This window comes from Fictibacillus marinisediminis (genome assembly GCF_023149135.1).
GTDB classification, from domain to species: domain Bacteria; phylum Bacillota; class Bacilli; order Bacillales; family Fictibacillaceae; genus Fictibacillus_C; species Fictibacillus_C marinisediminis.
Genome location: NZ_JAIWJX010000002.1, coordinates 1,106,232 through 1,131,204, shown reverse-complemented (window position 1 = coordinate 1,131,204; position 24,973 = coordinate 1,106,232). Strand labels below are relative to the sequence as shown.

27 protein-coding genes, 1 pseudogene and 2 riboswitches are annotated in these 24,973 nt (G+C 43.6%); of the genes and pseudogenes, 8 read left to right on the top strand and 20 right to left on the bottom strand.

Going from position 1 to position 24,973, the window contains the following annotated elements:
- Positions 1–313: 313 nt before the first annotated feature.
- The 3 genes from LCY76_RS06255 to LCY76_RS06245 form a co-directional block, all read right to left on the bottom strand.
- Positions 314–511: an alpha/beta-type small acid-soluble spore protein gene (locus LCY76_RS06255; RefSeq protein WP_248251910.1), complete on the bottom strand. Its 198-nt coding sequence runs from the start codon at positions 509–511 to the stop codon at positions 314–316.
- 127 nt (positions 512–638) lie between these two features.
- Positions 639–1,361, bottom strand: a complete 723-nt coding sequence (locus LCY76_RS06250) for a TraR/DksA C4-type zinc finger protein (protein ID WP_248251909.1) — start codon at positions 1,359–1,361, stop codon at positions 639–641.
- 153 nt (positions 1,362–1,514) lie between these two features.
- Positions 1,515–1,718 carry an alpha/beta-type small acid-soluble spore protein gene (locus tag LCY76_RS06245; protein ID WP_248251908.1) on the bottom strand — a complete coding sequence of 68 codons (204 nt, stop codon included), beginning with the start codon at positions 1,716–1,718 and terminating at the stop codon, positions 1,515–1,517.
- A gap of 175 nt (positions 1,719–1,893) precedes the next feature.
- On the opposite strand from LCY76_RS06245, the gene LCY76_RS06240 reads away from it, so the two are divergent.
- Positions 1,894–2,325: an SRPBCC family protein gene (locus tag LCY76_RS06240; protein WP_419714925.1), complete on the top strand. Its 432-nt coding sequence runs from the start codon at positions 1,894–1,896 to the stop codon at positions 2,323–2,325.
- Positions 2,325–2,645: an ArsR/SmtB family transcription factor gene (locus tag LCY76_RS06235; RefSeq protein ID WP_272885576.1), complete on the top strand. Its 321-nt coding sequence runs from the start codon at positions 2,325–2,327 to the stop codon at positions 2,643–2,645. The genes LCY76_RS06240 and LCY76_RS06235 overlap by 1 nt, the downstream gene beginning before the upstream one ends.
- Before the next feature lie 37 nt (positions 2,646–2,682).
- Here LCY76_RS06235 and LCY76_RS06230 read toward each other — a convergent pair whose 3' ends face one another.
- Positions 2,683–3,525 (bottom strand): YitT family protein, encoded by an 843-nt coding sequence (locus LCY76_RS06230; protein WP_248251907.1) that lies wholly within the window; start codon positions 3,523–3,525, stop codon positions 2,683–2,685.
- Positions 3,526–3,828: 303 nt separating this feature from the next.
- On the opposite strand from LCY76_RS06230, the gene LCY76_RS24010 reads away from it, so the two are divergent.
- Entirely contained in the window at positions 3,829–4,680 is an 852-nt protein-coding gene (locus LCY76_RS24010) for an STAS domain-containing protein (RefSeq protein WP_248251906.1), read from the top strand.
- A 119-nt stretch (positions 4,681–4,799) separates the two neighbouring features.
- Here the strand turns inward: LCY76_RS24010 and LCY76_RS06220 are convergent, their stop codons facing one another.
- The gene (locus tag LCY76_RS06220; protein WP_248251905.1) at positions 4,800–5,918 is read right to left on the bottom strand and encodes a hypothetical protein; all 1,119 of its coding nucleotides are present in this window, start codon (positions 5,916–5,918) and stop codon (positions 4,800–4,802) included.
- Between the two features lie 609 nt (positions 5,919–6,527).
- On the opposite strand from LCY76_RS06220, the gene LCY76_RS06215 reads away from it, so the two are divergent.
- Positions 6,528–7,436, top strand: a complete 909-nt coding sequence (locus tag LCY76_RS06215; RefSeq protein ID WP_248251904.1) for a DNA-3-methyladenine glycosylase family protein — start codon at positions 6,528–6,530, stop codon at positions 7,434–7,436.
- 11 nt (positions 7,437–7,447) lie between these two features.
- Here LCY76_RS06215 and LCY76_RS06210 read toward each other — a convergent pair whose 3' ends face one another.
- Positions 7,448–8,374 (bottom strand): S66 peptidase family protein, encoded by a 927-nt coding sequence (locus LCY76_RS06210; protein ID WP_248251903.1) that lies wholly within the window; start codon positions 8,372–8,374, stop codon positions 7,448–7,450.
- 203 nt (positions 8,375–8,577) lie between these two features.
- On the opposite strand from LCY76_RS06210, the gene LCY76_RS06205 reads away from it, so the two are divergent.
- Entirely contained in the window at positions 8,578–8,748 is a 171-nt protein-coding gene (locus LCY76_RS06205; protein WP_248251902.1) for a hypothetical protein, read from the top strand.
- A gap of 29 nt (positions 8,749–8,777) precedes the next feature.
- On the opposite strand, the gene LCY76_RS06200 is transcribed toward LCY76_RS06205, so the two are convergent.
- The 12 genes from LCY76_RS06200 to LCY76_RS06145 form a co-directional block, all read right to left on the bottom strand.
- Positions 8,778–9,104, bottom strand: coding sequence for a DUF2325 domain-containing protein (locus LCY76_RS06200; RefSeq protein WP_248251901.1), 327 nt, complete (start codon positions 9,102–9,104; stop codon positions 8,778–8,780).
- Between the two features lie 226 nt (positions 9,105–9,330).
- A riboswitch (SAM riboswitch) is annotated at positions 9,331–9,434 on the bottom strand.
- A 59-nt stretch (positions 9,435–9,493) separates the two neighbouring features.
- The gene (locus tag LCY76_RS06195; RefSeq protein ID WP_248251900.1) at positions 9,494–10,459 is read right to left on the bottom strand and encodes an ABC transporter ATP-binding protein; all 966 of its coding nucleotides are present in this window, start codon (positions 10,457–10,459) and stop codon (positions 9,494–9,496) included.
- Entirely contained in the window at positions 10,456–11,436 is a 981-nt protein-coding gene (locus LCY76_RS06190) for an ABC transporter ATP-binding protein (protein ID WP_248251899.1), read from the bottom strand. The genes LCY76_RS06195 and LCY76_RS06190 overlap by 4 nt, the downstream gene beginning before the upstream one ends.
- Before the next feature lie 9 nt (positions 11,437–11,445).
- Complete coding sequence (gene opp4C, locus LCY76_RS06185; protein WP_248251898.1) at positions 11,446–12,369, bottom strand: oligopeptide ABC transporter permease; 924 nt, start codon at positions 12,367–12,369, stop codon at positions 11,446–11,448.
- A 10-nt stretch (positions 12,370–12,379) separates the two neighbouring features.
- A complete protein-coding gene (locus tag LCY76_RS06180) occupies positions 12,380–13,336 on the bottom strand; it encodes an ABC transporter permease (protein WP_248251897.1) in 957 nt (318 codons plus the stop codon).
- Between the two features lie 57 nt (positions 13,337–13,393).
- Positions 13,394–15,106, bottom strand: coding sequence for an ABC transporter substrate-binding protein (locus LCY76_RS06175; RefSeq protein ID WP_248251896.1), 1,713 nt, complete (start codon positions 15,104–15,106; stop codon positions 13,394–13,396).
- 221 nt (positions 15,107–15,327) lie between these two features.
- On the bottom strand, positions 15,328–16,467 hold the full coding sequence (gene ssuD / locus LCY76_RS06170) for an FMNH2-dependent alkanesulfonate monooxygenase (protein ID WP_248251895.1): 1,140 nt from the start codon (positions 16,465–16,467) through the stop codon (positions 15,328–15,330).
- A complete protein-coding gene (gene ssuE / locus LCY76_RS06165; RefSeq protein ID WP_248251894.1) occupies positions 16,464–17,069 on the bottom strand; it encodes an NADPH-dependent FMN reductase in 606 nt (201 codons plus the stop codon). The genes ssuD and ssuE overlap by 4 nt, the downstream gene beginning before the upstream one ends.
- Positions 17,070–17,082: 13 nt before the next feature.
- Complete coding sequence (locus LCY76_RS06160) at positions 17,083–17,415, bottom strand: hypothetical protein (RefSeq protein WP_248251893.1); 333 nt, start codon at positions 17,413–17,415, stop codon at positions 17,083–17,085.
- Between the two features lie 28 nt (positions 17,416–17,443).
- Complete coding sequence (locus LCY76_RS06155) at positions 17,444–18,445, bottom strand: aliphatic sulfonate ABC transporter substrate-binding protein (RefSeq protein ID WP_248251892.1); 1,002 nt, start codon at positions 18,443–18,445, stop codon at positions 17,444–17,446.
- A gap of 34 nt (positions 18,446–18,479) precedes the next feature.
- Positions 18,480–19,331 (bottom strand): ABC transporter permease, encoded by an 852-nt coding sequence (locus tag LCY76_RS06150; RefSeq protein ID WP_248251891.1) that lies wholly within the window; start codon positions 19,329–19,331, stop codon positions 18,480–18,482.
- A gap of 21 nt (positions 19,332–19,352) precedes the next feature.
- Complete coding sequence (locus LCY76_RS06145) at positions 19,353–20,120, bottom strand: ABC transporter ATP-binding protein (RefSeq protein WP_248251890.1); 768 nt, start codon at positions 20,118–20,120, stop codon at positions 19,353–19,355.
- Positions 20,121–20,418: 298 nt separating this feature from the next.
- Positions 20,419–20,523: riboswitch (SAM riboswitch) on the bottom strand.
- Positions 20,524–20,714: 191 nt separating this feature from the next.
- Here LCY76_RS06145 and LCY76_RS06140 point away from each other — a divergent pair.
- Both LCY76_RS06140 and LCY76_RS06135 read left to right on the top strand, forming a co-directional pair.
- Positions 20,715–21,581 carry a VanW family protein gene (locus tag LCY76_RS06140; protein WP_248251889.1) on the top strand — a complete coding sequence of 289 codons (867 nt, stop codon included), beginning with the start codon at positions 20,715–20,717 and terminating at the stop codon, positions 21,579–21,581.
- 101 nt (positions 21,582–21,682) lie between these two features.
- Positions 21,683–21,976 carry a hypothetical protein gene (locus tag LCY76_RS06135; protein ID WP_139223444.1) on the top strand — a complete coding sequence of 98 codons (294 nt, stop codon included), beginning with the start codon at positions 21,683–21,685 and terminating at the stop codon, positions 21,974–21,976.
- A 51-nt stretch (positions 21,977–22,027) separates the two neighbouring features.
- Here LCY76_RS06135 and LCY76_RS06130 read toward each other — a convergent pair whose 3' ends face one another.
- Both LCY76_RS06130 and LCY76_RS06125 read right to left on the bottom strand, forming a co-directional pair.
- Positions 22,028–22,606, bottom strand: coding sequence for an NUDIX domain-containing protein (locus LCY76_RS06130; RefSeq protein ID WP_248251888.1), 579 nt, complete (start codon positions 22,604–22,606; stop codon positions 22,028–22,030).
- Positions 22,603–23,464: pseudogene (locus tag LCY76_RS06125) on the bottom strand (alpha/beta fold hydrolase). The gene LCY76_RS06130 and the pseudogene LCY76_RS06125 overlap by 4 nt, the downstream one beginning before the upstream one ends.
- 204 nt (positions 23,465–23,668) lie before the next feature.
- Between LCY76_RS06125 and LCY76_RS06120 the strand changes: the two are divergent.
- Positions 23,669–24,928, top strand: coding sequence for an MFS transporter (locus tag LCY76_RS06120; RefSeq protein ID WP_248251887.1), 1,260 nt, complete (start codon positions 23,669–23,671; stop codon positions 24,926–24,928).
- Positions 24,929–24,973 lie beyond the last annotated feature (45 nt).

The window sequence follows — 24,973 nt, the reverse complement described above, 5'->3', positions numbered from 1 at the left end:
TTCCTTGTAGCTTTTTATTTGCCAAAAATCTAGGCATAACATTAAAAAGGGTCCCTTTTATAGATGTTGTTCCATAATATGCCCGATTATTGATTAAAAAGAAACATCGCTCCCTCTTCAATGGTTTGGTTCCATTACACAATAGTTACGGGAGCCAGTGGACTCGTACTCGTACGAATGGAATTCATTGATCACTCGTATTTGGGCTACTGGCAAGTGATAGGATATGACACCAATTCATGGGTGAAGAAGATTTAGATCAGAAATAAGAAAAAGCTGGTCCGCAGCACTGCGGCCAGCTTTTTCATTGAAATTAACGAGCGTAACCAGAAAGCTGCTGTTGAGCAGTAGCCACTAAACGTTTTGTAATTTCTCCGCCTACAGATCCGTTTTGACGGGAAGTAGTGTCAGCTCCAAGCTGAACTCCAAATTCAGAAGCGATTTCCCACTTCATTTGATCAAGTGCTTGTTGAGCACCTTGTACTAATACTTGATTAGATTGCTTTGCCATATGTATGTTCACCTCCTTTTTTTTAACATCTCTCTAAGAAGTTTTTTTATACAAAATTGAATGAAAATAATTCCTCTTTTCATTAACACAAATAAACTCCTTATCCAGCTTGATAAGGAGTTTATGATTACACATAGTCAGAATCGTCGTCCGTTTGTTCCTGATCCACCAAAAACCGTTCATAATCTTTGTGCATTTTATTCGGAATGATGCGAGTATTGCTTCCATCCATGTCTGTTGCGATAAAACCTTCAATATCCTCAACGTACCCCACATTTTCTTCGGATTCAATAAACATTTCATTATAATTCATCATTCCATTTTCCGAGAAATCTGATGGGGACTCACTCGTCCCGTAAACAGCTACGTCCTGCCAGGAATCTTCTGAATCGTAAAAGGTTGCATCTTTTTGATCATTATTATATTGGCTATATGGAGGCTTCAATACTTCTTCTTCAATTGGCCGGTTATTGGAACTGCTTTGTTCAAGGCTATGTTCTTTGCAGTACGCCGTTGTAGGCAAGGCCTCTAGTCTTTCCATACTGATTGGCTGTCCGCACGTTTTGCAATATCCATATTCCCCTGCATTAATTCTTTCAAGTGCCTGATGAATGGATTTCAATTCCGATTCATTTAATTCATTCAATGCAATATCTTTTTGCCTTTCGAACAATTCTGTGCCCAGATCCCCCGGATGGTTATCATAACTCGAAAGCTCGCTGACCGATTCTTTAATAAGCTCTAACTCATTTCCATAATGACGGTTATACGCCAACCGCTCGTTCAATTCATTTTGCATCTGCTGGAGACGGTCTTTAAACTGATTGATGCTCTGCTGTGACCATACCATTTCATGACCTCCGAAAGTAGAATCTCGTACACAACTGTATTATTTGACATAATGTTGACACTCATACTTTTTAATGATTGGAAAAAAATAAGGACTGCCTATTTAGAATAGGCAGCCTTGTCCATTGAGTATTCTGTTATGTCTTCGCTAGAATTAGCGTGTTCCACCAAATCCAGAAAGTTGAGATTGAGCTTGAGCTACTAGACGTTTAGTGATTTCTCCACCAACAGATCCGTTAGCACGAGCTGTTTGGTCAGCACCAAGTTGTACACCAAATTCAGAAGCGATTTCGTACTTCATTTGGTCGATAGCTTGTTGAGCACCTTTAACAACTAGTTCGTTATTTTGTTGAGCCATGTGTGTTCACCTCCTCGATTGGTATACTTAAATTCTCTCTCCAATGGCGGAGAACCATACTATGTAATATTTGTAAAAAACCGAAACATTGTTGACACGAAACCAAATGGTTGTATATAATTCAGAAAGAGAAACCATTTGGTTTTATATTTTTATCAAAAGCGAGGTTAAAATGATGTCCAATCCAATGGAAGAACGAGTAAAAGATATTCAATACACGGAAGTTTTTAATGCACCCATCGAAAAAGTCTGGAAAACGGTAGCGACAGCAGAAGGGATTTCCTCCTGGTTTATGCCCAATGATTTTGAATCGGAAGTCGGCCATGAATTTCATATCCAATCTCCATTCGGTCCTTCACCATGTAAAGTGCTGGTCGTGGATGAGCCGAATAAGCTTTCTTTTGCATGGGATCAATTTGGCTGGATTGTCACATTTGAACTAAAAGAAGAGGATGGCAAAACCCATTTTACACTCACACATGGCGGTTGGGGCCATCCAGATGCCATCCTTCCAAAAGCACAGCAAAAAGTATCCGCTGTACGGGACAATATGAACGGCGGCTGGGCAAAAATTATGCAGAGCTTAAAGCAAACTGTTGAAAAATAATGAACACAGCTAAAAAGCACGACGTCTTCCAGGCCATCGCCGATCCTACACGCCGTGACATTTTAAAAATACTGGCTGGGAAAGAACTCGCCATTACAGAAATCACGGAAAAATTCCCTATGACCCGGACGGCAGTCTCCAAGCACCTGCTCATACTGTCTGAAGCAGGTTTAGTAAAAAATCGAAAGTCCGGCAGGGAAAAGCTGTACACGCTTCAAGCTGAGCCTTTGTCTGAATTGGAGCAATGGCTCTCCTACTTCGAACAGTTCTGGCAGAACAAGATGTCGATGCTAAAAACTTTAGTGGAAAAAGACTCTTAGACATAACAAAAACCTGCCTTCTTGGGCAGGTTTTGTTTTACCACACATTTTTAAAGTTTCCGACAATCTTATGAGCAGGAATCGCCGAAATAAAGGCTGTCTCATCAATACCTTTCACAATATCAACCAAATCAGCCCATTGAATATTCACAATGACACAAAAAACTACCTGTTTGCTTTCATGAGAATACGCTCCTTCACCTTCCCAAAATGTTACCCCCCGGTTAAAGGCTTCGTTTAAGGCACCTGACACCTCGTTTCCTTTATCGGTCACAATCATGACGGAACTTCTTTCTGCCACAGTCAGGATGGTATCGTATGTTTTCGCGCCGACATACATCGAAAGAATCGTGAACATGGCCGACTGTACATTGAAGATAACAGCGGAAACGGAAATAATGATAAAATTCATGATCAGGCCGAAGCGGGCGATCGAAAGATTTTTATACTTGGCGATCACTCGCCCGAGAACATCGAGTCCCCCATTTGAACCTCCGGCACGAAGCATAATGGCTCCGCCAGCAAAAGAAACCACACCCCCGAAGATCGAGGCAAGAATAATATTGTGTGTCCACATCATCTTAATCGGTATAAGATGCAGAAACAGTGAATCGAAACCAACCGCCAGCAGTGTATAAATAATAAATTTCTTGCCCAGATGAATATAGGCCAGGACTAGGAGCGGAATATTATAGAGAAAATATTGCGTTCCGACCGACCAGCCTGACGTATTGTAGATGATCATGCAAATACCCATCAGGCCGCCAGAAAGTAAATGTGCCGGCAAAAGCAGCGTATTCGATCCTACCCCAATGAGCAAACTCCCAAAAATAATGCAAAGCACTTCAAAAGCAATTCTGACCACTCTATTTCCCAGCATGTGCAACCCTTCTTTTCAAGCAATTATGTACCAACATATGTATCCTACTATAATGAACTTTTTTATGTAACAAAAGATATAACATCTCGTTTAATATTATCCTTATCGCACTGGAGTAAACCTTCCGCTGAAAAATGAAAGGTGCCAGGCACCGCGATTACACAAGTATGTAAAAGCGGTGCCTGGCACCATTTTAAGCTCATAGAGCATTCATTTCCCCTCTTAATACGTTACAAAAAACGGAAATAGGACGAAAACTATAAAAACTGTTTTTTTATTCTTTATTAAAGGAGGGGTCTGAAAGTGTCGAAAGTATTGAGCAAAGAAACTAGCCCCTATTTCAAAACAATGAGCAGGCTTATTTTAAATCAAAAAGAAACCTTAGCGAAGACCATATTAGATGAAGATCGATTCCATTACAGCCACTTAGGAAACAATCGGAGCCGGTTAGAACATCTTCGTATGAAACTGATTCATTTGTATGGAGAGACCGTATCGCTTCCACCAGCTGTCTCTATTGAAAGGCTGAAGGAATGGGGATCTGAATATGCTGATATCTTTGTTTCGCTTAATATCCCATTGGATCGTGCCATCGAAGAAGTACATTTTTACCGTACTAAAATCGGCATCATCATAAAAGAAGAAGCCAAAACGCAGAAGTTTGATCTCGATACGTTTTACGAATTGATTTCTGAATTTGATTCCGTAGTTGATACTGCTGTTCTTATGGTGAGTACTTCTTATATGGAAAAACACGCTTCCAACCTGGAGACCGCCGGGCATGAGATCGATGAACTATCTGTTCCCGTTGTGCCTCTCGGGGACGGAGTGGGTATTCTGCCTATGATTGGCGATATCGATACAAATCGCGCTCAGGTGCTCATGGAAAACGCCTTGCGGAGTTCGGTAGACCTAAAGCTCGATCACCTTATTCTGGATTTATCTGGAGTACCAATCATTGATACGATGGTCGCGCAAAAAATCCATCAGGTCATTCAAGCACTCGAACTGATTGGTGTAAAGACAAAAATCAGCGGCCTTCGCCCAGAGCTTGCTCTGACAATGACCGCACTTGGTGTAGAATTTAATGGGGTCACCACATTTTCCAGCCTGCATCTGGCCCTTCAATATTTGGGATTTAAGCGGGAAATGTAAGTGCATTTCTTTTGGAGTGCCAGGCACCGGAATTTCGGTGCCTGGCACCCTTTTTTATTTGGAATCAAAAAAGAAGCACCCTTTATGCAGATGCTTCTTTTCTTTAAAATATAAATAGATTAGATCAGTTTGCTTGTGTTGATCGCTTCCCTGTAACCAGAACGGGTAAAATGGAACGATTCATCGAGTAACCCTTCACGCTGAAGAGATTCCAGTGTCTCCTCCGGTATATTAATGGTCAGTTCGTCAAGACGTTCATTGATTTCACTTAATGATGCAGTATTTACAAAGTCAGGCTTGAGCAGCCGAACGATTCCTTCAATCCTGGAATCACGCTTTTGAAATAGCTGCGGTGTTTTATTGATCGCCTGTGAGATCTTGTTCGTAAACTGAATAAGTTCCTGTTTTAGATTAGAGGCTTGAGTTTCTTTTTCCTGAAGCTGCTGTTGGAAATATTTCCTCTCTTCTTCATTAAGATCGGCTCTCGTATACAGCTGCTGGTAAATCTGGGTTTTGTCCATCTCAATCTGTTTAAGTTCCTCTTCTTTAATGCGCTGAGTCTTCATATCTTCTTCATTTGGCTCATAGCTGTAATCTTCATCAGACTTCTTAAGCTCTAATATATCGTCATCCTGTTCCTCATCATCCAATAAATGGCTTGAAGGCTTTGCCACAAGACCTTCTTCTGATGCAGGAAGATCAATGGACGAAGACTGGGCATCCTCAAGCAATTCGTCTGTTACCTCTTTTGGCTCATCCTTTTCTGAGGCTTCTTCAGCCTGCTCTTCTTGAACGTCCTCTGCCAGCTTATCATCAACCGGCAGTTCTTCCTCTTTCAGCATTTTCTCCTTTGGAGTCTCCATTTCTCCTTCAAGAAATGTTTCTTCTGCTTCTAAATTTTGTTGATCATTCCTTGAAGCTACCGTTTCAGAAAATGCTTGTGTTACCGGGGCAGCATCCCTTTGCCTCTTAATGGACCCTTCCTCTAATCTGCGAACGAGGTCATTAAATTTTTTATAGTACATCACTGAAATCGTCAACGCAAAAAGAGAAGCAAAGAGAGAAATAAAATCAGAGAAACGGAAAACAAATGGCGAGGTGGCAATCTTATAAAAAAGTAAAAGAGCAAATGCACCAATTACAATCACCTTAAGCCAGCTTTCACGATTCTGAATCTGTTCACTTTTGCCTGAAGCTCCACTGTTTCCTCCAAAAAAAGATAATAACTTTTTATTCATAGTGTGTTCCTTTCTTCAACTTGTGTCTTTTTTACAATTTACCCCAATATGTGGGTGTGAGCAAGAAATAGCATTTTACTGGTGTCTGGCACCACCTTTTGATACTTGTGTAATTTTGGTGCCAGGCACCCCCTTACATAAGTTATCGAGAAAGTTGGTTGGTTTCTAGGGGTTTAAGCGGGTCTATTCTACTATAATCGCTTTACCTGTAATGCTTGTTCTTTGTATTACCCCATCCATGACCTCCAAATTTGCTTGAATAATGCTAGGTGATCCCATTGCGTAACCCTGCTTTACGATATAGTGGACTAAAGGGTTTGTTGCAATCATTAAGATACTATTACAAAAGACATATGTAAGATGGCTAAGCCGAACCATTTAATAATCGCTGGGACGTTTTTACTTCTGGGAGCCGTATGGGATTTTTCCATATACACCGCTAAGGCTTTGAAAATAGCTTTTTGTTCAGTCTGGATCACGAGAAGTTCAACCATGTCCTTGTTGATAATGCTGTGGCTGGCTACAGAGCATGAAGGAGACTTCAACTGTCTGCGGGAGGAAGCCGGAAGCTAATCGACTTCCTATATTAAAAACCTTAGGAGATTGTTCATGTGGAGTGACAAGGGAAAATATATTGAGATCAAACGGCATGATGTGCTTTTTGAAGAGTGTGTTCGTTATTTAAACCGAAATCAAAATGAGCTGCTGCATTCCGTGGATATGGACAACAAATCCGTAAGGAAGGCGGTTAGATGTGAAAAAGAGTGTGTTTTGATTCAGTTGGAGGCCACAGATCAGCACCTCGTTCTATCATTTCCAATCGAAGTTCCCGAACACAATACAAAAGCAGAGATAGTTCATCACGTCATCGATTGGATGGATTTGGAACGGGATTTAACCCCTTTCTATCAAATGGCAGAAGAAAACCATATTTTGCGTAAGGTTGTCCAAGGGCGGGAAGGGCTGAGAATCATTGGATTGTCTGACCTGTTTGAAGCCTTGGCCTGGTCTATAATGGGGCAGCAAGTCAGCCTTCACGTGGCTTATTTATTGAAGAGGCGGTTAGTTGAACACTTCGGAGAAAACATGGCATTTAACGGAAAAGATTATTGGATGTTTCCTGAGCCTGATAAAATCGCCAATCTTACAAAAGAAAATCTGCTCTCCCTGAAGTTCACAAACCGAAAGGCAGAGTACTTGTTTGAGGCTGCTGAATTAATCTCTAACGGTAGATTAACCAAAACAGCACTCCAAGAACTGCCCCTTCACGAGATGGAAAAGAAATTGACTTCGATCCGCGGAATCGGGAGCTGGTCAGCAAACTATGTCATCATGAGGTGCCTGCGCCATCCTGATGCATTTCCTGCTGCAGACGTTGGTTTGCATAACGCGTTAAAAAAGGTGCTTGGTTCCCACTCCAAGCCAAGCCTTCCAGAAATCATCGAGTGGTCTCAAAATTGGACAGGCTGGAGAGCCTATGCCACCTTTTATTTATGGATGGAGCAGGCAGCTGGATAATCTCTTTTATTTTACATATTGCTCACACTCGGCTCTAAAATCGAAAAACGGTTGTTAACGGTATCGAGGTTCGCCTGTGCACCGATTGGGATGGCTGATTTATAATACCCATGTGCTGTTGTAACATTTGTCATGAGAGGCTTCCCAAGTGGAACGACAAATGTAGTAATGAGCTGATCATACGTTACACCGTACGCCGGTTCACACGCTGTGCATTCACCCATCACAATACCTGCACAATCATCGAATTTACCCGCAATTTTTAAATGATTTAGATACCGGTAAACCGCGTTAATCGGTTCATGGGTCTCCTCTATCACTAAAATTTTTCCTGCTGTATCAATCTCAAACGGAGTTCCAAGTGAATCCACAAGCGAGGTCAAATTGCCGCCAACAACTTCTCCCGTTATATTTCCTTGTATTCTGCTAATTTGAGGAATACCCGGCGGATTAACAATTTGCCGGGGTGACTGAACAGTGGAAGTTGCCTGGAAAAACTGTTGGTAGTTATAAGCCGGTGTATTTGCATTAAAGTCCAGCAGGAGAAGGCTCTGAAAGGTGATTAAATCGGTATATTGGTACAGTACATTCAGCAGGATTGTAATATCGCTGTATCCTGATACGATTTTTGGATTCTGCCGGATGACATCAAAATCCAGATACGGCAGAATTCCCTCTACTCCTACTCCCCCTCTTGTCGGCAAAATCATTTTCACCTTATTATTCCTAAACATCGCCATTAAATCAGCTGCCCGCTGTTCATCCGTTCCGGCCAAAAAACCAGTATTCGTGTAAACATTTTTCCCGAGGACAATATTGAATCCGAAATTTCGCAGCGTGGTTAATCCTTCATTAATTATTTGGGCCTCCAGAGGGCTTCCGAGTGTCACGATCCCGATGGTGTCCCCTCTCTGCAGTATCGGTGGTTTAACAGCCATACCTTCATCCCTCCATCAGCACGGTTTCCCATCGAGATTCCATCGATTATGTATATTAGAGTGATGATTTTCCTATAACTATATTTTTTCAATTCCTCCAATCAAAATACTAAAAAGGGAACGAAACGGGTATGTAGAAGTATATAGATATACCATCGTGCCATTCATGCAATCTCAAATGAAAAGGAGAAAGGGGAATTTTCATGAAAGAATACAAGGTTATTGAATCCAGCGGGCGGTTTACTTTCAGCCTGGAAACGTTAAGAGACTCAAATACTCCATTGTCCAGAGAGGAAGCCGAACAGATTAAAGAAAGACTGGAAGAGTGCGTTCCCTTTCAGCTTGAAGTTGTAAAAATTGATTCAACGGAATGAAAACCTGCCCTGTGAGGCAGGTTTTCTTATTACCCATTAACGGCTATTTTCTTCCGTTTTGTGCGATTGCTTAAAAGCTCTGATTTTTCAAGTACAGCATAGATCGAGCACCAGGACCGCTTGGAAAAATAGATGGGAATGCTCTGTTTGTTCGCCTTTTTCTTAATCGCTGCTGAAAACTCATGGTTTATAAAATCGGTCAGGACCAGAACCAAGTTCACATGACTAGGAATCTCCTTTTGAGACATTCTAGCTTTTCTTCCGCTTACATGAATGATCTCCCTTATCCCTTGATGCTCCAGTTTCTTCGTAATTTTCCCAAGATGATCTCCACCAACAATTAATAACGACGACATACCAGCATCTCCTTCCCTCTCTCTTATTTCAACTATTTCTTCTTGCTCGAACTGAATAAAAAAACCAAAGGCAAACATCCCAAAAAGAGAGTTGCCTTTGGTTTTCCAATCAGCAGCAAAAAATATACAAATATTCCTATGGATTTACTCTGTTTTATACCGTAATAAAAACCTCTTCCTACTACGATCACGTAATAAGAAGAGGTTAGACATAACCAAATTACCCTTCTTATTGTCCAAGCCAAAGCTTGTTGGAATTGGCACAGTTCCCTCTGCGGGACCGCTGCCGAGGCTTCAAAGGGCCAATCCCTCCACCTCTCTTAATAAGATAGAAAATTTTAAATTATTAAAAATAATATAATGGAATAAGCCTGGTAAGTCAACAGTTTTTAAGCATAATGACAGGCCGTAAAATGTCCGTTCCCCATATCCCTGAATTCGGGTTTTTTTTCCGCACAAAGCTCTGTTGCCAGCGGACACCGTGTACGAAACTTGCAGCCTGACGGCGGATTAACAGGACTCGGAATATCTCCTTTTAAAATAATTCTTTCCCTCTTGATCCGTGGATCGGGAATTGGGACAGCAGACAAGAGCGCTTTCGTATAGGGATGCAGCGGATTATCAAACAGCTCTTCTTTCGTTGCCATCTCCACAATATTGCCAAGGTACATGATCGCAATCTTTGTACAAAGATGCTCCACGACACTCAAATCATGTGAAATAAACAAATAGGAAAGACCTTTTTTCTTCCTCAGATCACTGAAAAGATTAATTATCTGTGCCTGAATGGAAACGTCCAGAGCAGCGACCGGTTCATCCATGACAAGAAACTCGGGATTGAGTGCCATCGCCCTGGCAATGACGATTCTTTGCCGCTGGCCGCCAGAGAATTCATGAGGATAACGATCCACATGAAAGGGTGAAAGACCGCATGTTTCCATTACTTGAAGCACCTTTGCTCTAACATCCTTACTGGAAGCAAGACCGTGCTGAACCATGGCTTCCCCAATGGCATCTCCCACCCGGATCCTGGGGTTTAATGAGCTGAAAGGGTCCTGAAAGACGAGTTGGGTCTGCACACGCAAACTCCTTAGTTCCTTTTTCTTTAGTGAGTAAACATCTTTCCCTTTGAAACGAACTTCCCCTTCGGTTTTCTCATGCAGCCTTAGAATGGTCTTTCCAATCGTGGATTTCCCGCTGCCGGACTCTCCGACGAGACCAAATACGTCTCCTTTTTCAATCGTAAATGAAACACCATCGACCGCCTTGACCGATTCACTCTTTTTTCCAAATAGGCCGTTAGAGCTTGAGTAGTATTTTTTTAAATCTTTTACTTCTAACAATGCTTCACTCATCGTACGGCCTCTCTTTCATAAAGGTAGCAGCTGACACTATGGTACTCAGAGGTTTTTTCAAGCTCTGGATGCTTCGTCCGGCAAATGTCCATGCAATGCTCGCACCGGTCAGCAAAATAACACGAGTCATACAGTTCAGCAAGGTTTGGAACCTGGCCGGCTATCGTGTAAAGCTCCTCTTTTCGCTCTCCAATCACCGGTTTGGCTTTCAGGAGACCCTTCGTGTAAGGATGCTGTGGATTCGTAAACATTTCCAGGACAGGGCCCTGCTCCACAATCTTGCCTGCGTACATAACGACAACATAATCAGCCATCTCGGCAACAACTCCAAGGTCATGGGTAATCAGTAGAATGGATGTTTTAAACTGCTCTTTAATATCCCGTAAAATATCCAGTATCTGAGCTTGAATCGTTACATCCAGGGCAGTCGTAGGCTCATCGGCGATGATGAGCTTCGGATTGCAGCTGATCGCGATGCCGATCATGATCCGCTGCAGCATACCCCCGCTCAGTTCGTGCGGATACATGTTAATGATTTTCTCAGCATTTGGAATTCCCAGCCTTGTGATGAGCTCCTGTGCTTTCTTATAGGCTTCCTTCCGGCTAAGCAGCAGATGCTCCTGGAGCGGCTCAATCATCTGCTGGCCGATCGTATACACTGGATTCAGTGAGGTCATCGGTTCCTGAAAGATCATTCCGATATCATTTCCGCGAAGGCGGCTGATTTCTTTTTTATTCAGTTTAAGAAGATTCCGGCCGGCAAAGTTCACTTCTCCGTTTTCAATCTTTCCGTTCTCATTTATGAGCTGCATGATGGAAAGTGAGGTGATGCTTTTTCCGCATCCTGACTCTCCGACGATACAGACCGTTTCCTGCTCACCAATGGAAAAGCTGACGTCATTCACTGCCCTTACAACGCCCTCTTCCGTATAAAAATTAGTGACTAAGTTTTTTACTTCTAACAGTGCTTCACTCAATATTAACACCTACCGTTTCATTTTCGGGTCCAGCGCATCCCTTAATCCATCGCCGAGCAAGTTAATGGACACGACAGTGAGGAAGATGGCCGAGCCCGGTGGAATCCATAGCCATGGGCGTTTTCTGAAGTCAATAAAATTATTTGCCGCATCCATCATGTTACCCCATGAAGGTGTCGGCGGAACGACTCCTAGCCCAAGGAAACTCAGTGCGGATTCACTAAGTATCGCCCCTGCCACATTCAGGGTTGCCACAACGAGCAATAGCGGCAGCGTATTCGGGATCAAGTGATAGAAAATCTTTCGCCGATCGCTGAGTCCGAGCACTTCCGTTGCCTGCATGAAGGGCTGCTCCCGCAGTGACAAAATTTGTCCGCGGACAAGCCTGGCAAGGGCAGGCCAGCCGACAAAGCTCAGCATGATCATGATAATGTACAGTCTGTATTCAGAAGGTACCTTCCACTCAGACAGAATCGCTCCCATGATCAAGAGAAGCGGCAAGCCTGGAATCGACATCAGGATATCGGCCAGCCTCATGATGATCATATCCACAATCCCGCGGTAGAAGCCTGAAACGGCTCCAAGGAACGAACCGATCACAATAGAAAGAACCATCGAGGCAAGTCCGATCGTCAGCGAGATCTGCCCCGCCATCATTAATCGTGTCAGCACATCACGTCCATAATTATCGGTCCCAAGCCAGTGCGATGAGCTCGGCGGCTGGTTGGCATAGGCAATATCTGTACGGTCTAAAATATATGGTGAAAAATGAGGCCCTATAAAACTGAGCAAAAGCATAAAAACAAGGAAAATTAAACTTGCCATCGCCAATTTGTTCTTTTTCAGGCGCCGGTAGGTTTGTTTCCATAACGATGGAGATTTCGCCTTCGCTACTTTCTTCTTTTTATAGATTAACGGTTTAGCAGTTTCCATGTTCATCCCCCTATTTCAGCCTGATTCTCGGATCTACCGCGGCGTATGTAACATCAGCCAGGAAGTTTCCGATGATGGTGAGGGAAGAAAGGAACAGTGTAAAAGCCATCAATACTGGATAATCTCTGAAGCTGACCGATTCAATTTGAATTCTGCCGACACCCGGCCAGTTAAAGATCTGTTCCATGATGATTGCTCCGGAAAAAAGCCCCGGCAGTTCAAAAGCCAGCAGCGTGATGGCCGGAAGGATGGCGTTCTTAAGAGTATGCTTAAAAATAACCGTTCTTTCCTTTAATCCTTTCGCCCTAGCAGTCCGGATGTAATCCTGCCGGATGACCTCCAGCATCCCCGTCCTGAAATAACGGGTTAAAGAACCGACGCTGAGCAGGGTTAAAATGGCCACAGGCAAGATCATATGCTTGCCCACTTCAAGAATATAAGCGAATCCGGTCGTTTCACTGCCTGTATCGATCATTCCTCCGATTGGGAGAATCTTAAGGTCAACCCCAAACCATTTTATAAACAGCAAAGAGATAAAGAACGACGGGAAGGACATGGCTGCAAAGACGAAGAATGTCACCAGTCCATCGAATAGAGAATATTGCTTGATCGCGGAAAATACGCCTGTAAGAAGAGCGATGGTCCATGTAAAGAACAGGGCAAGGAGCGCTACGATAAATGAATTCCACACATACTTATTAAGCAGGGAAACAACACTTTCCTGATGTTTTAACGAAAAGCCGAGATTTCCATGAAAAACATTCCCGAGCCACGTAAAATAACGCTGAAGAATCGGCTGATCAAGCCCATAGAGCGCTTTAAGCTCATGTGCTCTCTGCGGGGTGAGGCTTAAGTTGGAATCAATATAATCCCCCGGTAGCAGTGCAAATAAGAAAAAGATGATAAATGATGTACCGAACAAGATAATGATCATTTGAATAAACCGCTGCAGTACATACTGTTTCATATGGTAATCCCCCCTCTGCAGATAAAATGCCCAGCTGTGCGCCAGGCATTTTACGTTTTACTTTTTGATTGAGATGTTTGGCAGGCTTGAACCGATGCCAGTATAGTTATCAGGAACCAATCCCTCGATCTGGCCGCTGATCGCTCTCGCGCTCTGGCGGTAATGAATCAGGATGTAAGGAGGATCCTGTGTAAATTCTTTATACAGCTCATGGTACACTTCTTTTCGCTTAGTGATATCAAGAGTTCCTAACCCTTCCTGGATCAATTTGTCGATTTTAGCATTAGAGTAGCCCATGTAGTTGTTCGGATTTTTGGTAGCCAACTCCTCTACTGTATCGCTTGGATCCAGAATCTGTGATGTGGATACAGCCGCAAAGTCATAGTTCTTTTTCGTAAGCTTGGAAACGAGTGCGTTAAAATCAGTAATGTCCGGCTCAAATTTAACGCCGATGTCCTGATAATTTTCTTTAGCGATCGGGATGACAGCATCCTCTGCGTCAGATGTTAAGTAATTGATTTTCAGCTGAACGCCATTCTTTTCGCGGATTCCACTCTTGCCGGTTTTCCATCCTGCTTTATCCAACAGCTTTTTCGCTTTTTTCGGATCAAATTTATACTCTGTTACACCTTGGTTATTGTATGCCCATGAAACCGGTGAAACTGGAATATCTGCCACTTGGCCAAAACCTTTAAAACGTACGTCTACTATTTTTTGTCGGTCCAGCCCGTAAAGGAGCGCTTGGCGGACTTCTTTATCTTTGAACTGCGGACGCGTATTGTTCACATAGATCAAACCGTAATCATTGACCGGCTCTACTTTGATGTTGGCGAACTTCAAGCTTTTCAGCTGCTCTACGGTATCATCATCAGCTGGGAATCCTGCGTAATCCAGTTCACCTGTTTCAAATTGCTGAAGAGAAGTGGCTTTGTCGATAATCTTGTAAATCAGGTTTTTTGTTTTTGGCTTGCCCGCATAGTACTTATCGTTTGCTGTATAGCGAATCTCTTGGCCAGGCACATATTTGGAGAATACATAAGGCCCTGCCCCAAGCGGTTTGGAATACAGATCCTTCAAGTAGTCCAGCTTGCCGTATTTGTAATCTTTTCCGTAGTATTTCTCAGACAGCACCTGTCCGCCTAAGATCAACAATGCCTTTGCATTGACTTTATCTGTTGTAATTTCAATCGTCTGTGGATCTTTGGCTTTAATGCCTTCAATGGTCTTCGCTTTTCCTTCTTTATACTCTTTTCCGCCTTTGATCGCGGCAAGAGAAATATCCTGATAGCCGTTATAAGCAGGATCATGAAGGAGCTTAAGCGTAAAAGCAACGTCATTAGCCGTTACCGGAGAACCGTCACTGAATTTCGCATTCTTTCTAATATGGAACGTATAGGTTAACTGGTCTTTGGAAGTTTCCCAGCTTTCAGCCAAGATCGGAACCGGCTTCCCGTCTTTATCTAAGTCAACAAGCGGTGCAAAAATCGGTGTAGTGGCATTGCCATCCCACCCGTTCTCATAAAAGTATGGCAGGAACACTCCGCCTGGAGCAGAAATGCCCGCAATGAATGTATCTTTTCTTGCTTTTGCTTTATCAGGCAGCGCTGATACATCGGTTGCTTTATAGCTTTTGCCTTTTGCATCTTTAACAGCAGATGTGCTTGCTTTCTCCCCGCTGTCCTTTGATTCGTTATCTCCTGAGCTGTTGAGTGCGCATGCGGAAAGAAGCATGGAGAAAACAACCAGAAAAATAAGACTGAGTCTTTTCATTCCCTAACCCCCATTATTTAATTTTTAACTGGACCAATCATTATGTACTGCAAAAACTCAATACAATAAACATGTTATGAGTTTTTGCTGTCATTTATAATAAACCCTATAATTCTGACTGGTTTTGTATGAATTACTTTTATAGATTACTTAAACTAGTTAAATTTGTCAATAACTACTTTTTTCTGTCAGAAAAAAACAGCATGTTTACTGGCTTACTTTTATTTTGCTTTTCTTTTCATTGGCTGGTACGCATTGGCGACAATTTCGCCGAAGGAATGAAACGGGCGCTCTGCTGCCGATTCAAAATGCGCAAGAGGAAGTCGTGGAAAGAGGAGCTCTGCCACTCGATAGGCTTCTTCAAGATGCGGATAACCTGAGAAGATAAAGTGATCAATTCCAATTTCCTTGTATTCTATCATTCTCTGTGCAACCGTATCTGGATCCCCCACGAGTGCCGTTCCTGCCCCGCCTCGCACCAAGCCGATTCCCGCCCAAAGGTTTGGACTGATCTCCAATGAATCTTTTTTTCCGTTATGAAGTGCAGCCATCCTCTTCTGCCCGACAGAATCGTATCGTGAAAAGACTTTTTGTGAAGCGGCAATGGTTTCCTCATCTACATATTGAATCAACGAATCAGCTGCATCCCAGGCCTCTTCTTCTGTTTCCCTGACAATCACATGGAGCCGGATTCCAAAGCTGACTGTCCGTCCCTGCTGAGCTGCCAGCTTTCTGACTCTATCAATCTTTTCTTTCACCTGTGCAGGCGGCTCTCCCCACGTCAGATAAACGTCAATATGCTTGGCAGCCACTTCTAGCGCCGCTTCGGATGACCCGCCAAAATACAGCGGCGGATATGGCTGCTGGTGTGACGGAAAAAGTACTTTTCCTTCTTTCACCTTGAAATGGTCACCTTCAAAATCAACCGTTTCGCCTGCCAGCAGCTCTCTCCAGATGGTCAAAAATTCATCCGTCAGTTGATATCGGTCACTATGAGATAAGTGCAATCCGTCTCCGCCGAGCTCCACTGGGTCTCCCCCGGTCACGACATTGATCAATAACCTTCCGTTGGACAGCCGGTCAAAGGTGGAAGCCATCCGCGCCGCCAGTGAGGGAGAGACCAAACCCGGTCTTACAGCGATAAGAAACTTCATCTTTTCGGTAGCCAGTATCAAGGAAGAAGCGGTCACCCACGCATCCTCGCAGGAGTGTCCTGTCGGCAGGAGTGCACCTTTAAAGCCAAGGCTATCTGCCGCCTGCGCAATTTGACGAAGATAGGAAAGCGTAATGGGCCTTCCTCCTTCAGATGTCCCTAAATAACGGCTGTCTCCATGTGTTGGCAAAAACCAATATACGTTCATGCTTTATTCCCCTTTCCTTCAGTGTCTCCGGCAGTTTGCAGCTCTGCTTTTTCAAAGTCCCTGATGTACAAATCTTTCTTTATCTCATCGATCAGTTCATTCAATGATACGATCAGCCGCTGCTCGATTTCCGGATCAAACGCAACGTCATGGCCATTGTTATGCTGCAGCTGCAGATCGATTAAATAAATACCATTTAAAATATTCCTTGCTCCAACCGCATAAAGGACAGGCTTTAACGCATAATCGATGCTCAGAAGATGAGCGATGGTACCTCCCGTTGCGATAGGCAAGATACTTTTACCGGATAGAATATCGCGTGGCAGCAGATCCAGCAGCGTCTTAAGGACCCCGGAATAGGCTGCCTTGTACACAGGAGTTCCGATAATGACAGCTTTGGCTTGCTTTATGCTCTTCTCAATAGCTTTCAGTTGTGGACTCTGAAAATGGCCAAGAACAAGATCTTCTGGCGGGACATCAAGCACTGAAAAAGATTCTGTTTCAAGTCCCCCTTTTTGAGCCAGCTCATTCAAATAATCAAGGACGATTCCTGTTCTCGAGGTTACCGATGGACTTCCCGATATGGTTACGATGTCTGCCAAAGTAAAATCCCCCTTAAAGGTTTTTAATAAAAAAGGTGTGCAGCGCTCTGGCCAAACCTCCTGCACCGAAGGAAACGTGTGCTTCACGGCTTTCCTTTCCTTTCTTGCTCTGAACGTCGGCCAGGAATTCAAGAATGTACACTCTGCGATAGAGAATATTGCGTACTCCCCGCTTAGCAAAATAGCTTTCAATCGTGTTGTACAACCCTTTATTCACTCCGTATCTTTCTTTGCAAAGGCCTGTGAACTCAAGATCTGTTAAATTGACAAGGTGCAGCTGCTCCTTCGTAATCGATGCAACAAAGTTTTTTGGGCGGTGCCATTCTCTTAAAGACGCTTCTCCCACGTTCATCCCTCCATCAAATGTTTGCTGCTCACTCCTTCTCTAGAGCCTTCTCAACAAACCGGTTCTCTATCACTTTCGATGTATCAAGCTTTTTGTTGATGCCTCCGACTTTATATAGAAAATCAGCCTGATGCTGATGGGCTTTTGCAAACTCTTTTGTTGTCGGAGACAGGATTAAGTCGGCTCTTTCTAAGACCGTCCGGACAATTTCCGGTTCCAGCTTCTCATGTTTGGCAATTTCATTGGCTACTTTATCCGGATGATTGATGAATTCTTGTCTGGCCTTTTCATACGTTTTTAAGAAGAGGACCGTTAAGTCAGGATGATCCTTCGTAAACTGTGTTCTTGCCACGAGAAAGCTTGGAGCATTGATATTTAAGTCCTCTCCATCAGCCAGGGACTTTGCGCCTGTTTGAAAAATTGCAGTAGTGGCGTAAGGTTCCCAGGTCGACCAGGCATCTATGGAACCGTTATCGAGAGCTGGCCTTGCTTCATCAGGCTGCAGCTGTACAATTTTAATATCCTTGTCAGTCAGCCCTGCTTGATCAAGCGCCATATAAAGAAAGTTATAGGCACTGCTTCCTTTAGCCACCGCAATTTTCTTTCCTTTTAAATCTTTTAACTCTTTTATCTTGCTTCCTTTTGGTATGATGATGGAATTCCCTTTTTTTCCGTTGGTTGTCACCGCAATGGCCTTAAAATCAACATTGCCCGACTGTCCGGCAATAAGTGGAGTTCCTCCGGTTGCACCGAAGTCCAGCCTTCCAGATGCCAATGCCTCAAAGTGAGGGGGGCCGCTTGCGAATTCACTCCATTTTACTTTTACGCCTTCTTTCTCAAATGCTTTTTCAAAGTATTTCTTTTCACGGGCATACGGCAGAACACCGGTACTCCCCTGAACACCGATGTTGACGGTGACGTCACCATTCTGCTCAGCGTTCGTGCTTTGCTCATTGCAGCCGGAAAGCAAAGCCATCAATAAAATCAATGTGAATACACCCGGCATTATTTTTTTCTTCGTTAATTTCATCCGTTTTCTCCTCTCCTGTTATGTAAGATTTTGATCATCCGATATAGCTGTCACGCCATTTCAGAAGCCGCTTTTCAAAATATCGGACCAGTGAATCTGATGCTTTTCCGAACACCGCAAAAATGATGATTCCTACGAAAACCACGGATGTTTGAGAAAATTGCCGCGCATCCATAATCAGATATCCAATCCCTTCACTCGATCCCATCAGTTCAGCTGCTACCAAAGCCAGCCAAGCCGCTCCTAATGACAGCCGTAAACCGAGCAGGATATTTGGTAGTGCAGCAGGAAGAATGAGTTTTGTGATCTGTTTCCATTTGCTGAATTCAAGCACCTTCGCTACATCAAACAGTTTAGAGTCCACACCGCGTATCCCTAAGAACGCATTCACATATAGCGGAAAGAACGCAGATTTTGAGATCAGCAATATTTTTGACAGCTCACCAAAGCCAAACCAGAGAATGAATAACGGTATTACAGCTAACGATGGAATTGTCCGCAGCATCTGAAACGTAGGATCAAGTGATTGCTCTGTTTTGCTCGAGAAACCGACGGCCAGCCCGGCCAAAAGCCCAAGTCCCCCGCCAATTAAAAATCCTGTAAGCGCCCGGAACAAGCTGATTTTAAAATGTGTGAATAATTCCCCGGTACGAATCAATTCTTTAAATGCGATAAGGATTTCACTCGGCCTCGGCAGCAAGGTGGCAGAAATCAGCCCGTAAGCACCTGCCAGTTCCCAAACAATGATGATAAAAACCGGGAGTGCCAATCCTCTTGCCAAATGGGATTGGAATGGGTTTTTGCTCTGTTTTTTTGTTGCTGATTCCTTGATGCTTTGTTTACGCTCTACAGTCGTTCTTGTTAATACTCCAGTCTGATTGCTCATCACTTCATCTCCTTTGCATCGTTATCGGACGGCTGCAGTTTTCTCGAATTCCTCTACTTTTTCAAATTCACTCAACACACGCTGACGTATTTCCTGGAAGGCAGGATCTGTTTTTCTTCGGGGATGATTCAGCTCAATCGGTATCACTTCCCGAATCGTGCCGGGCCGGGGATTCATGATCACGACTCGGCTGGCAAGATAGATGGCCTCATCGATGTCGTGAGTCACAAAGATCATAGTCGTCCGGTTTTTCTGCCAGATATCGAGCAGCACCTCTTGCATATGTGACCGGGTAAAGGCATCCAACGCTCCAAATGGTTCATCCAGGAGGAGAACCTTAGGATTTCTGAGCAGGGCTCTTGCGATGGATACCCGCTGAGCCATTCCTCCCGACAGCTCTTTTGGATAGGCATTTTCAAAACCCTCCAGCCGGACCAAGTTAATCAGCTCTCGTACTCTTCCTTGTGTAGCATTTTCTTTCACAGGCAAGTTGGCCGCAATATTTTTTTCCACTGTCAGCCAGGGAAACAACCTGGGTTCTTGAAAAATAAATCCTTTATCAATACTTGGTCCTGAAACTTTTTGGTTATCCAGTAATACAGAGCCCTCATGGCTTGTATCCAATCCAGCAATTATTTTTAATAAGGTACTTTTCCCGCAGCCGCTCGGGCCGATCACCGTGATAAATTCTCCTTGATTCACATTGAGATCAATTTGTTCAAGTGCTTTTGTCACGCCTTTTCCCGTCTCAAAACTCCGATCGAGTTTACTAATTTGCAGTAAAGTCATTACGATCTCCCTTCTTCATTTCGTTTTGGCAAAAAGAAAACAACCGGAAACCTCCTTTTTAGGAAGCCTCCGGTTGTCCGGTCGACGTATCGTTTTGAACAATTGCAGCGAATAAAATTCCCCCTTTCAAATGAAAACAGGTCCAGGAACGAAAGAAAACCAAAGGCCATGTCTGCTAATGTCAAGACACGGCCTTTGGTTTACCAATCAGCTGTACGATATTTTTTTACTCACACATAAAAAACTTCCCCTTACCTGTCATGGACGTGTAAGGGGAAGTATAATTCATGTTCCGCCTTCCTTATCGTCCAAGCTGCTGCTTGTTGGATTTGGCACAGTTCTCTGAAAGAGTCCGCTGCCGAGGTTTCATGGGGCCAATTCCCTCCACCTCTCATAATAAGAAACGATTATGTAGTTTTTTTAAATCATATAAATCTCATCGGATTAATTGTTATTAAAACAGGTATGGAATGGAAAGTCAATAACTTTTTCGAAAAATCTAAAAAGTGCTTGGCTCTGCCAATATATTGAGCGATCCCCTGCACATAAAACGATACATCCTTCAACATACTAATTGTTGGGAGGTTGTTCTTTATGTTACTTTCATGGTTAACCGGTATGCTGCTGGCCGTACAGCCCGTCAGTACGCCGGCGAGTATATCATTGATGCAGCAAGGCCAAACCATCGCAATTATCGATCGAAAAGATTTTATGATTCCGCTTCCGGGTACACCAATGATCGATAGTGAAAAACTCGAGTTGTTCACGTTAAAATTGGAAAGACAGGTCTACCGTCCGCCTATTAATGCAAAGATCAACGAATCTGGAGGCATCATGCCTGGAGAAAACGGATCCATGCTTTATAAGAAAGCGTTTAAAGAACAGTTTTATGCCAATTTCTTCAGCAAGGGACCTGCTAAACTTGAAATCCCTCAATTAACCGTACATCCCAGGGTTGACAGTGAGCTGCTCGGAAATATCAGGACCAATCACCTTGCTCAGTATGTTACCTATTTCAACCGTTCTCATTCATCCAGGACCCATAATATTTCACTTGCCGCAAAAGCGATTGATAATCAAGTCGTGTTTCCTGGAGAGACCTTTTCCTTTAACGGGGTCGTAGGCAGACGGACTACTGACAAAGGGTACATGCGTGCACCTGTTATTGTTCGTGGAGAGCTTTCAGAAGGAGTCGGCGGAGGAATCTGCCAGGTCTCCTCTACTCTTTTTAATGCCGTGGACCGGGCTGGACTTCATATTGTGCAGCGTTTTTCACACAGCCGAAGTGTACCTTATGTTCCAAAAGGCAGGGATGCGACCGTCAGCTGGTACGGGCCTGATTTCCGTTTTCAAAACCGTTATAACCAGCCGATCCTGATCCGGGCCAAAACCTATGGAGGGAGCATGATGGTGATGATTTCATCTTCTGATGTCATACATGTTCCTTCGAAAAAGCCCTGATATCAGGTTCGGTCAGTAATTGTGTCAACATTGTTAACCATTGAGCAAACCCATTCCAATTTCATAATTACGGTGATAGAATAAACGAGGATTTGATCATCTTGGAGAGAAGTGATGACATGAAAAGTCTTCCGTTTTTCTATATGCTGTTCTTAATCAATGGATTGCTGCTTGCCGGTGGATTAGTAAGTCCGACTTACCTTGTTGTAGCCCGCTGGAGCATGATCTTCTTTAATATAACGGCCCTTGCTGCTCTTATTTATTTCAAAGAACATGGCAAGGGAGCAAGATGGAGCAAAGTTTCTTCCCGAGGCCGTCTTGTATGGTGGGGAGCTTTCTTGTTCAATGTTGTTTCTGCAGCGAATGAAGTGCTTCATTCCGGACTGTTTCAATAATCAATCATTAACCTTTACAGCTCAGCGTAATGCTGAGCTTTTTTATTTTCCTTAAATACCTTTGAGCCACGCTGGATTTTCTTTTAAAAGCCTGGATAAAAAACGAAGCTGCGGAAAGGGCACCAGATTAAGATTACGGTCCATCTTCTCTCTTTCTACAACAATTCCATTGCGGGTTATATACTCACCAAAAGTCAGCGTCCTGCTGCAAATTAGCACAATATCTGCCGGTTTCAATAATACAATTGCTCTCGCTTCAGAAGATGGTACAGGCTTATCCATGGACTCCCCAAAGTACATGACAGAATATTCACCGTTTACTCCTTTAATCAGAACGGGAGCCATTCCTTGTGAATCCTGTGCCCTCACTTTTGTTTCAGGATAATTCCAGCTGGGCGTATGATAGGTCACTGGGGAATGGATGGGTTTTACATTCATGCCCGATTCTTCACGCAATTCCCGCACCGCTGTCTCGATCGGTGTTTCATTTTCTTCCCGATGCCCACCCAGCCTGACGACTCCGAGCTGATCCCCTTTCCTTGTCGGACCGATTTGAAACGGGAAAAGCCCTTTATAGAAGACAAAGATTCCAGCTGTCACAAACTGCTTTTCAAACTCTATTGCTCTCATGTTTTATGCCTCATGACAGGATGGAATAGAAATTCTTTGATCACCCCGCTGAATTTTTCAGCTTCTTCTAAAAAAGGATAATGATTGCTGTCATTAAAAACTTCCAGCTCGGCGTTAGGGATTAGTTCTGCAATTTCCTTAGAGAAAGGAAGAGGGCACTGGACGTCATGTGCTCCGCAAATCACCAAAGTTCTGGCAGTAACCTTGTGCATTTGTTTCGTAATATCAAATAGCAGAATTTCCCGTGCAAAAAAGTTCATGCGGGCAGCAGACATCGATTTGTGGACATCCCCTGTAAATTATTCATCATACCGAGCCGGTTCATGCAGGGAGAGCTTCGTCCGCTCCCGGGAGCAGCGGCTGCGTTCTTCTTCTGATAGGTTCGTTTTCAGGCGTTCGATCAGCATTTGCATCCTTTTCAAACTGTGGGTGTTCCTGATGATAGATACAATAGGGCGATGAGGAGGCATATTCCCTGGCTGCAGAACCGGCAATGATTAAAGAATCAATGGATTGAGGATGCCGCATGCCATAGACAAGACCAAGCATTCCCCCGGTAGAATGTCCGGCAACGTTCCAAGACTGAATGCCCAGCTCCAATCTAACTGCTTCAAGATCTAGCACCGTCTCAATCATGCTGAGCTGATACGGTTCGTGCGCTTGTACTGACATTCCCGCTTCTCTCAGATTTACTAGAAATACTTGGTTTGTTTCCGTAAATGTATCAGCAAATCTGTCACCTGTCTCATTAAACTCTGAATAGAGATGGGCCACACATAACGCAGGTCCCTGCCCTTTACTAAACACTTCAAAGTTTCCGCGTTCCGTTGAAATCATCTTCGTTTCCCAGCGTATCATCTGCTGACCACCATCCAGATCCTATAATTTCCTGACCTTACACTCTACCTATATACTCCATTTGAGTTTTATATCCTTTTCCAATGCAACCGGATTTTCCCCTCGTAAACTTTTTGTCGAACGATTCTAATTCACTAAAATGATTTTTACCATTAAAATAAATTTTAACGATAAATTAATTTCAATTGCGAGAGGAGTTTTTATATGGAAAGCAGTTTGGCACAGGAAGCAAAGGTTATAAAAAAGGCATCATTTGGAGAGGTTTTTGCCAACCGGCAGTTTTTATTTTTATGGATTGCCAGTATTTTTACAGGGCTGTCGTTCTCTATCTATTTAATTTCAGAGACCTGGTTTGTTATACGTGCTCTAGAAGCCCCATCAAGGCTTGGAATTATTATGATGCTCACCACCATTCCACGGGTACTGCTCATGTCAATCGGCGGCGTTCTCGCTGACCGGATGAAGCGGTCGCATGTGATCTTCATTTCCAATCTGACGAGAGGATTACTTGTACTTGGCTTAGTGCTTTTGATCATGAACGACAGTATGAACCTGATTTTCCTCGGTATATTTGCTCTTTGTTTTGGTGTACTTGATGCCTTTTACTGGCCGGCGAACCAATCCATGCTTCCCACCATCGTTGAAAAGGAGCATATCGTACGCTCCAACTCTCTCATGCAGACCACCAATCAGCTATCTTTATTAACTGGCCCGGTCATCGCCGGCTTTATCATTAAATTTGGCTCCTTCAGCGGCGTTTTCTGTTGCACTTCTATCCTGCTCATCTGCAGCAGCATTCTTATCTCGCAAATCCGCTATCCAGATCAGCAATCAAAAGAAACAAAAAAAAGAGAATCCACATTTCAGCAGTTAAAGGAAGGCATTGTCTACGTCAAAAGCGTCCCCTACCTGCTCATAACGATGGCCACTTCAATTTTTGTCAATCTGTTCTTGGTAGGCCCTCTCAATATCGGATTGCCTCTAATGGTGGATCAGTATTTAAAAGGAGATGTCTTGGCGTTAAGCTATCTGGAAAGCTCTCTTGCTGGCGGCATGGTAGTGGGAGCACTGCTTACTGGGGCATTGAACATAAAAAGAAAACGGCCGGTCATCAGCCTTTCTCTAATCGCTCTTCTCTCGGTCTTTAATATTTTCTTAAGCCAAATGTCCGCTCTCTGGCATGGTATTTTACTTCTATCGATGGCAGGTGTATGCTTATCCATCTCCAATATTATCTCTCCGTCCTTAGTTCAGGAGATGACGGATAAACACATGATGGGCCGAGTGCAAAGCTTAATGGCTACAGCTTCTATGGGATTCGTCCCACTCTCATTTGCGCTTGTATCCTCTTTACTGTCAGGAGGAATTCCGATTGACAAAATTATTTTGGTTTCAAGCGTGGTCCTTACCATGTTTGTGGTTCTCGTGCTTTGGAGAAGCAAAGTGATCCGAACGATGGACTAATCATACAATTGGGCATCTCGTTATCCCTTGAATTTGTGGTATTCT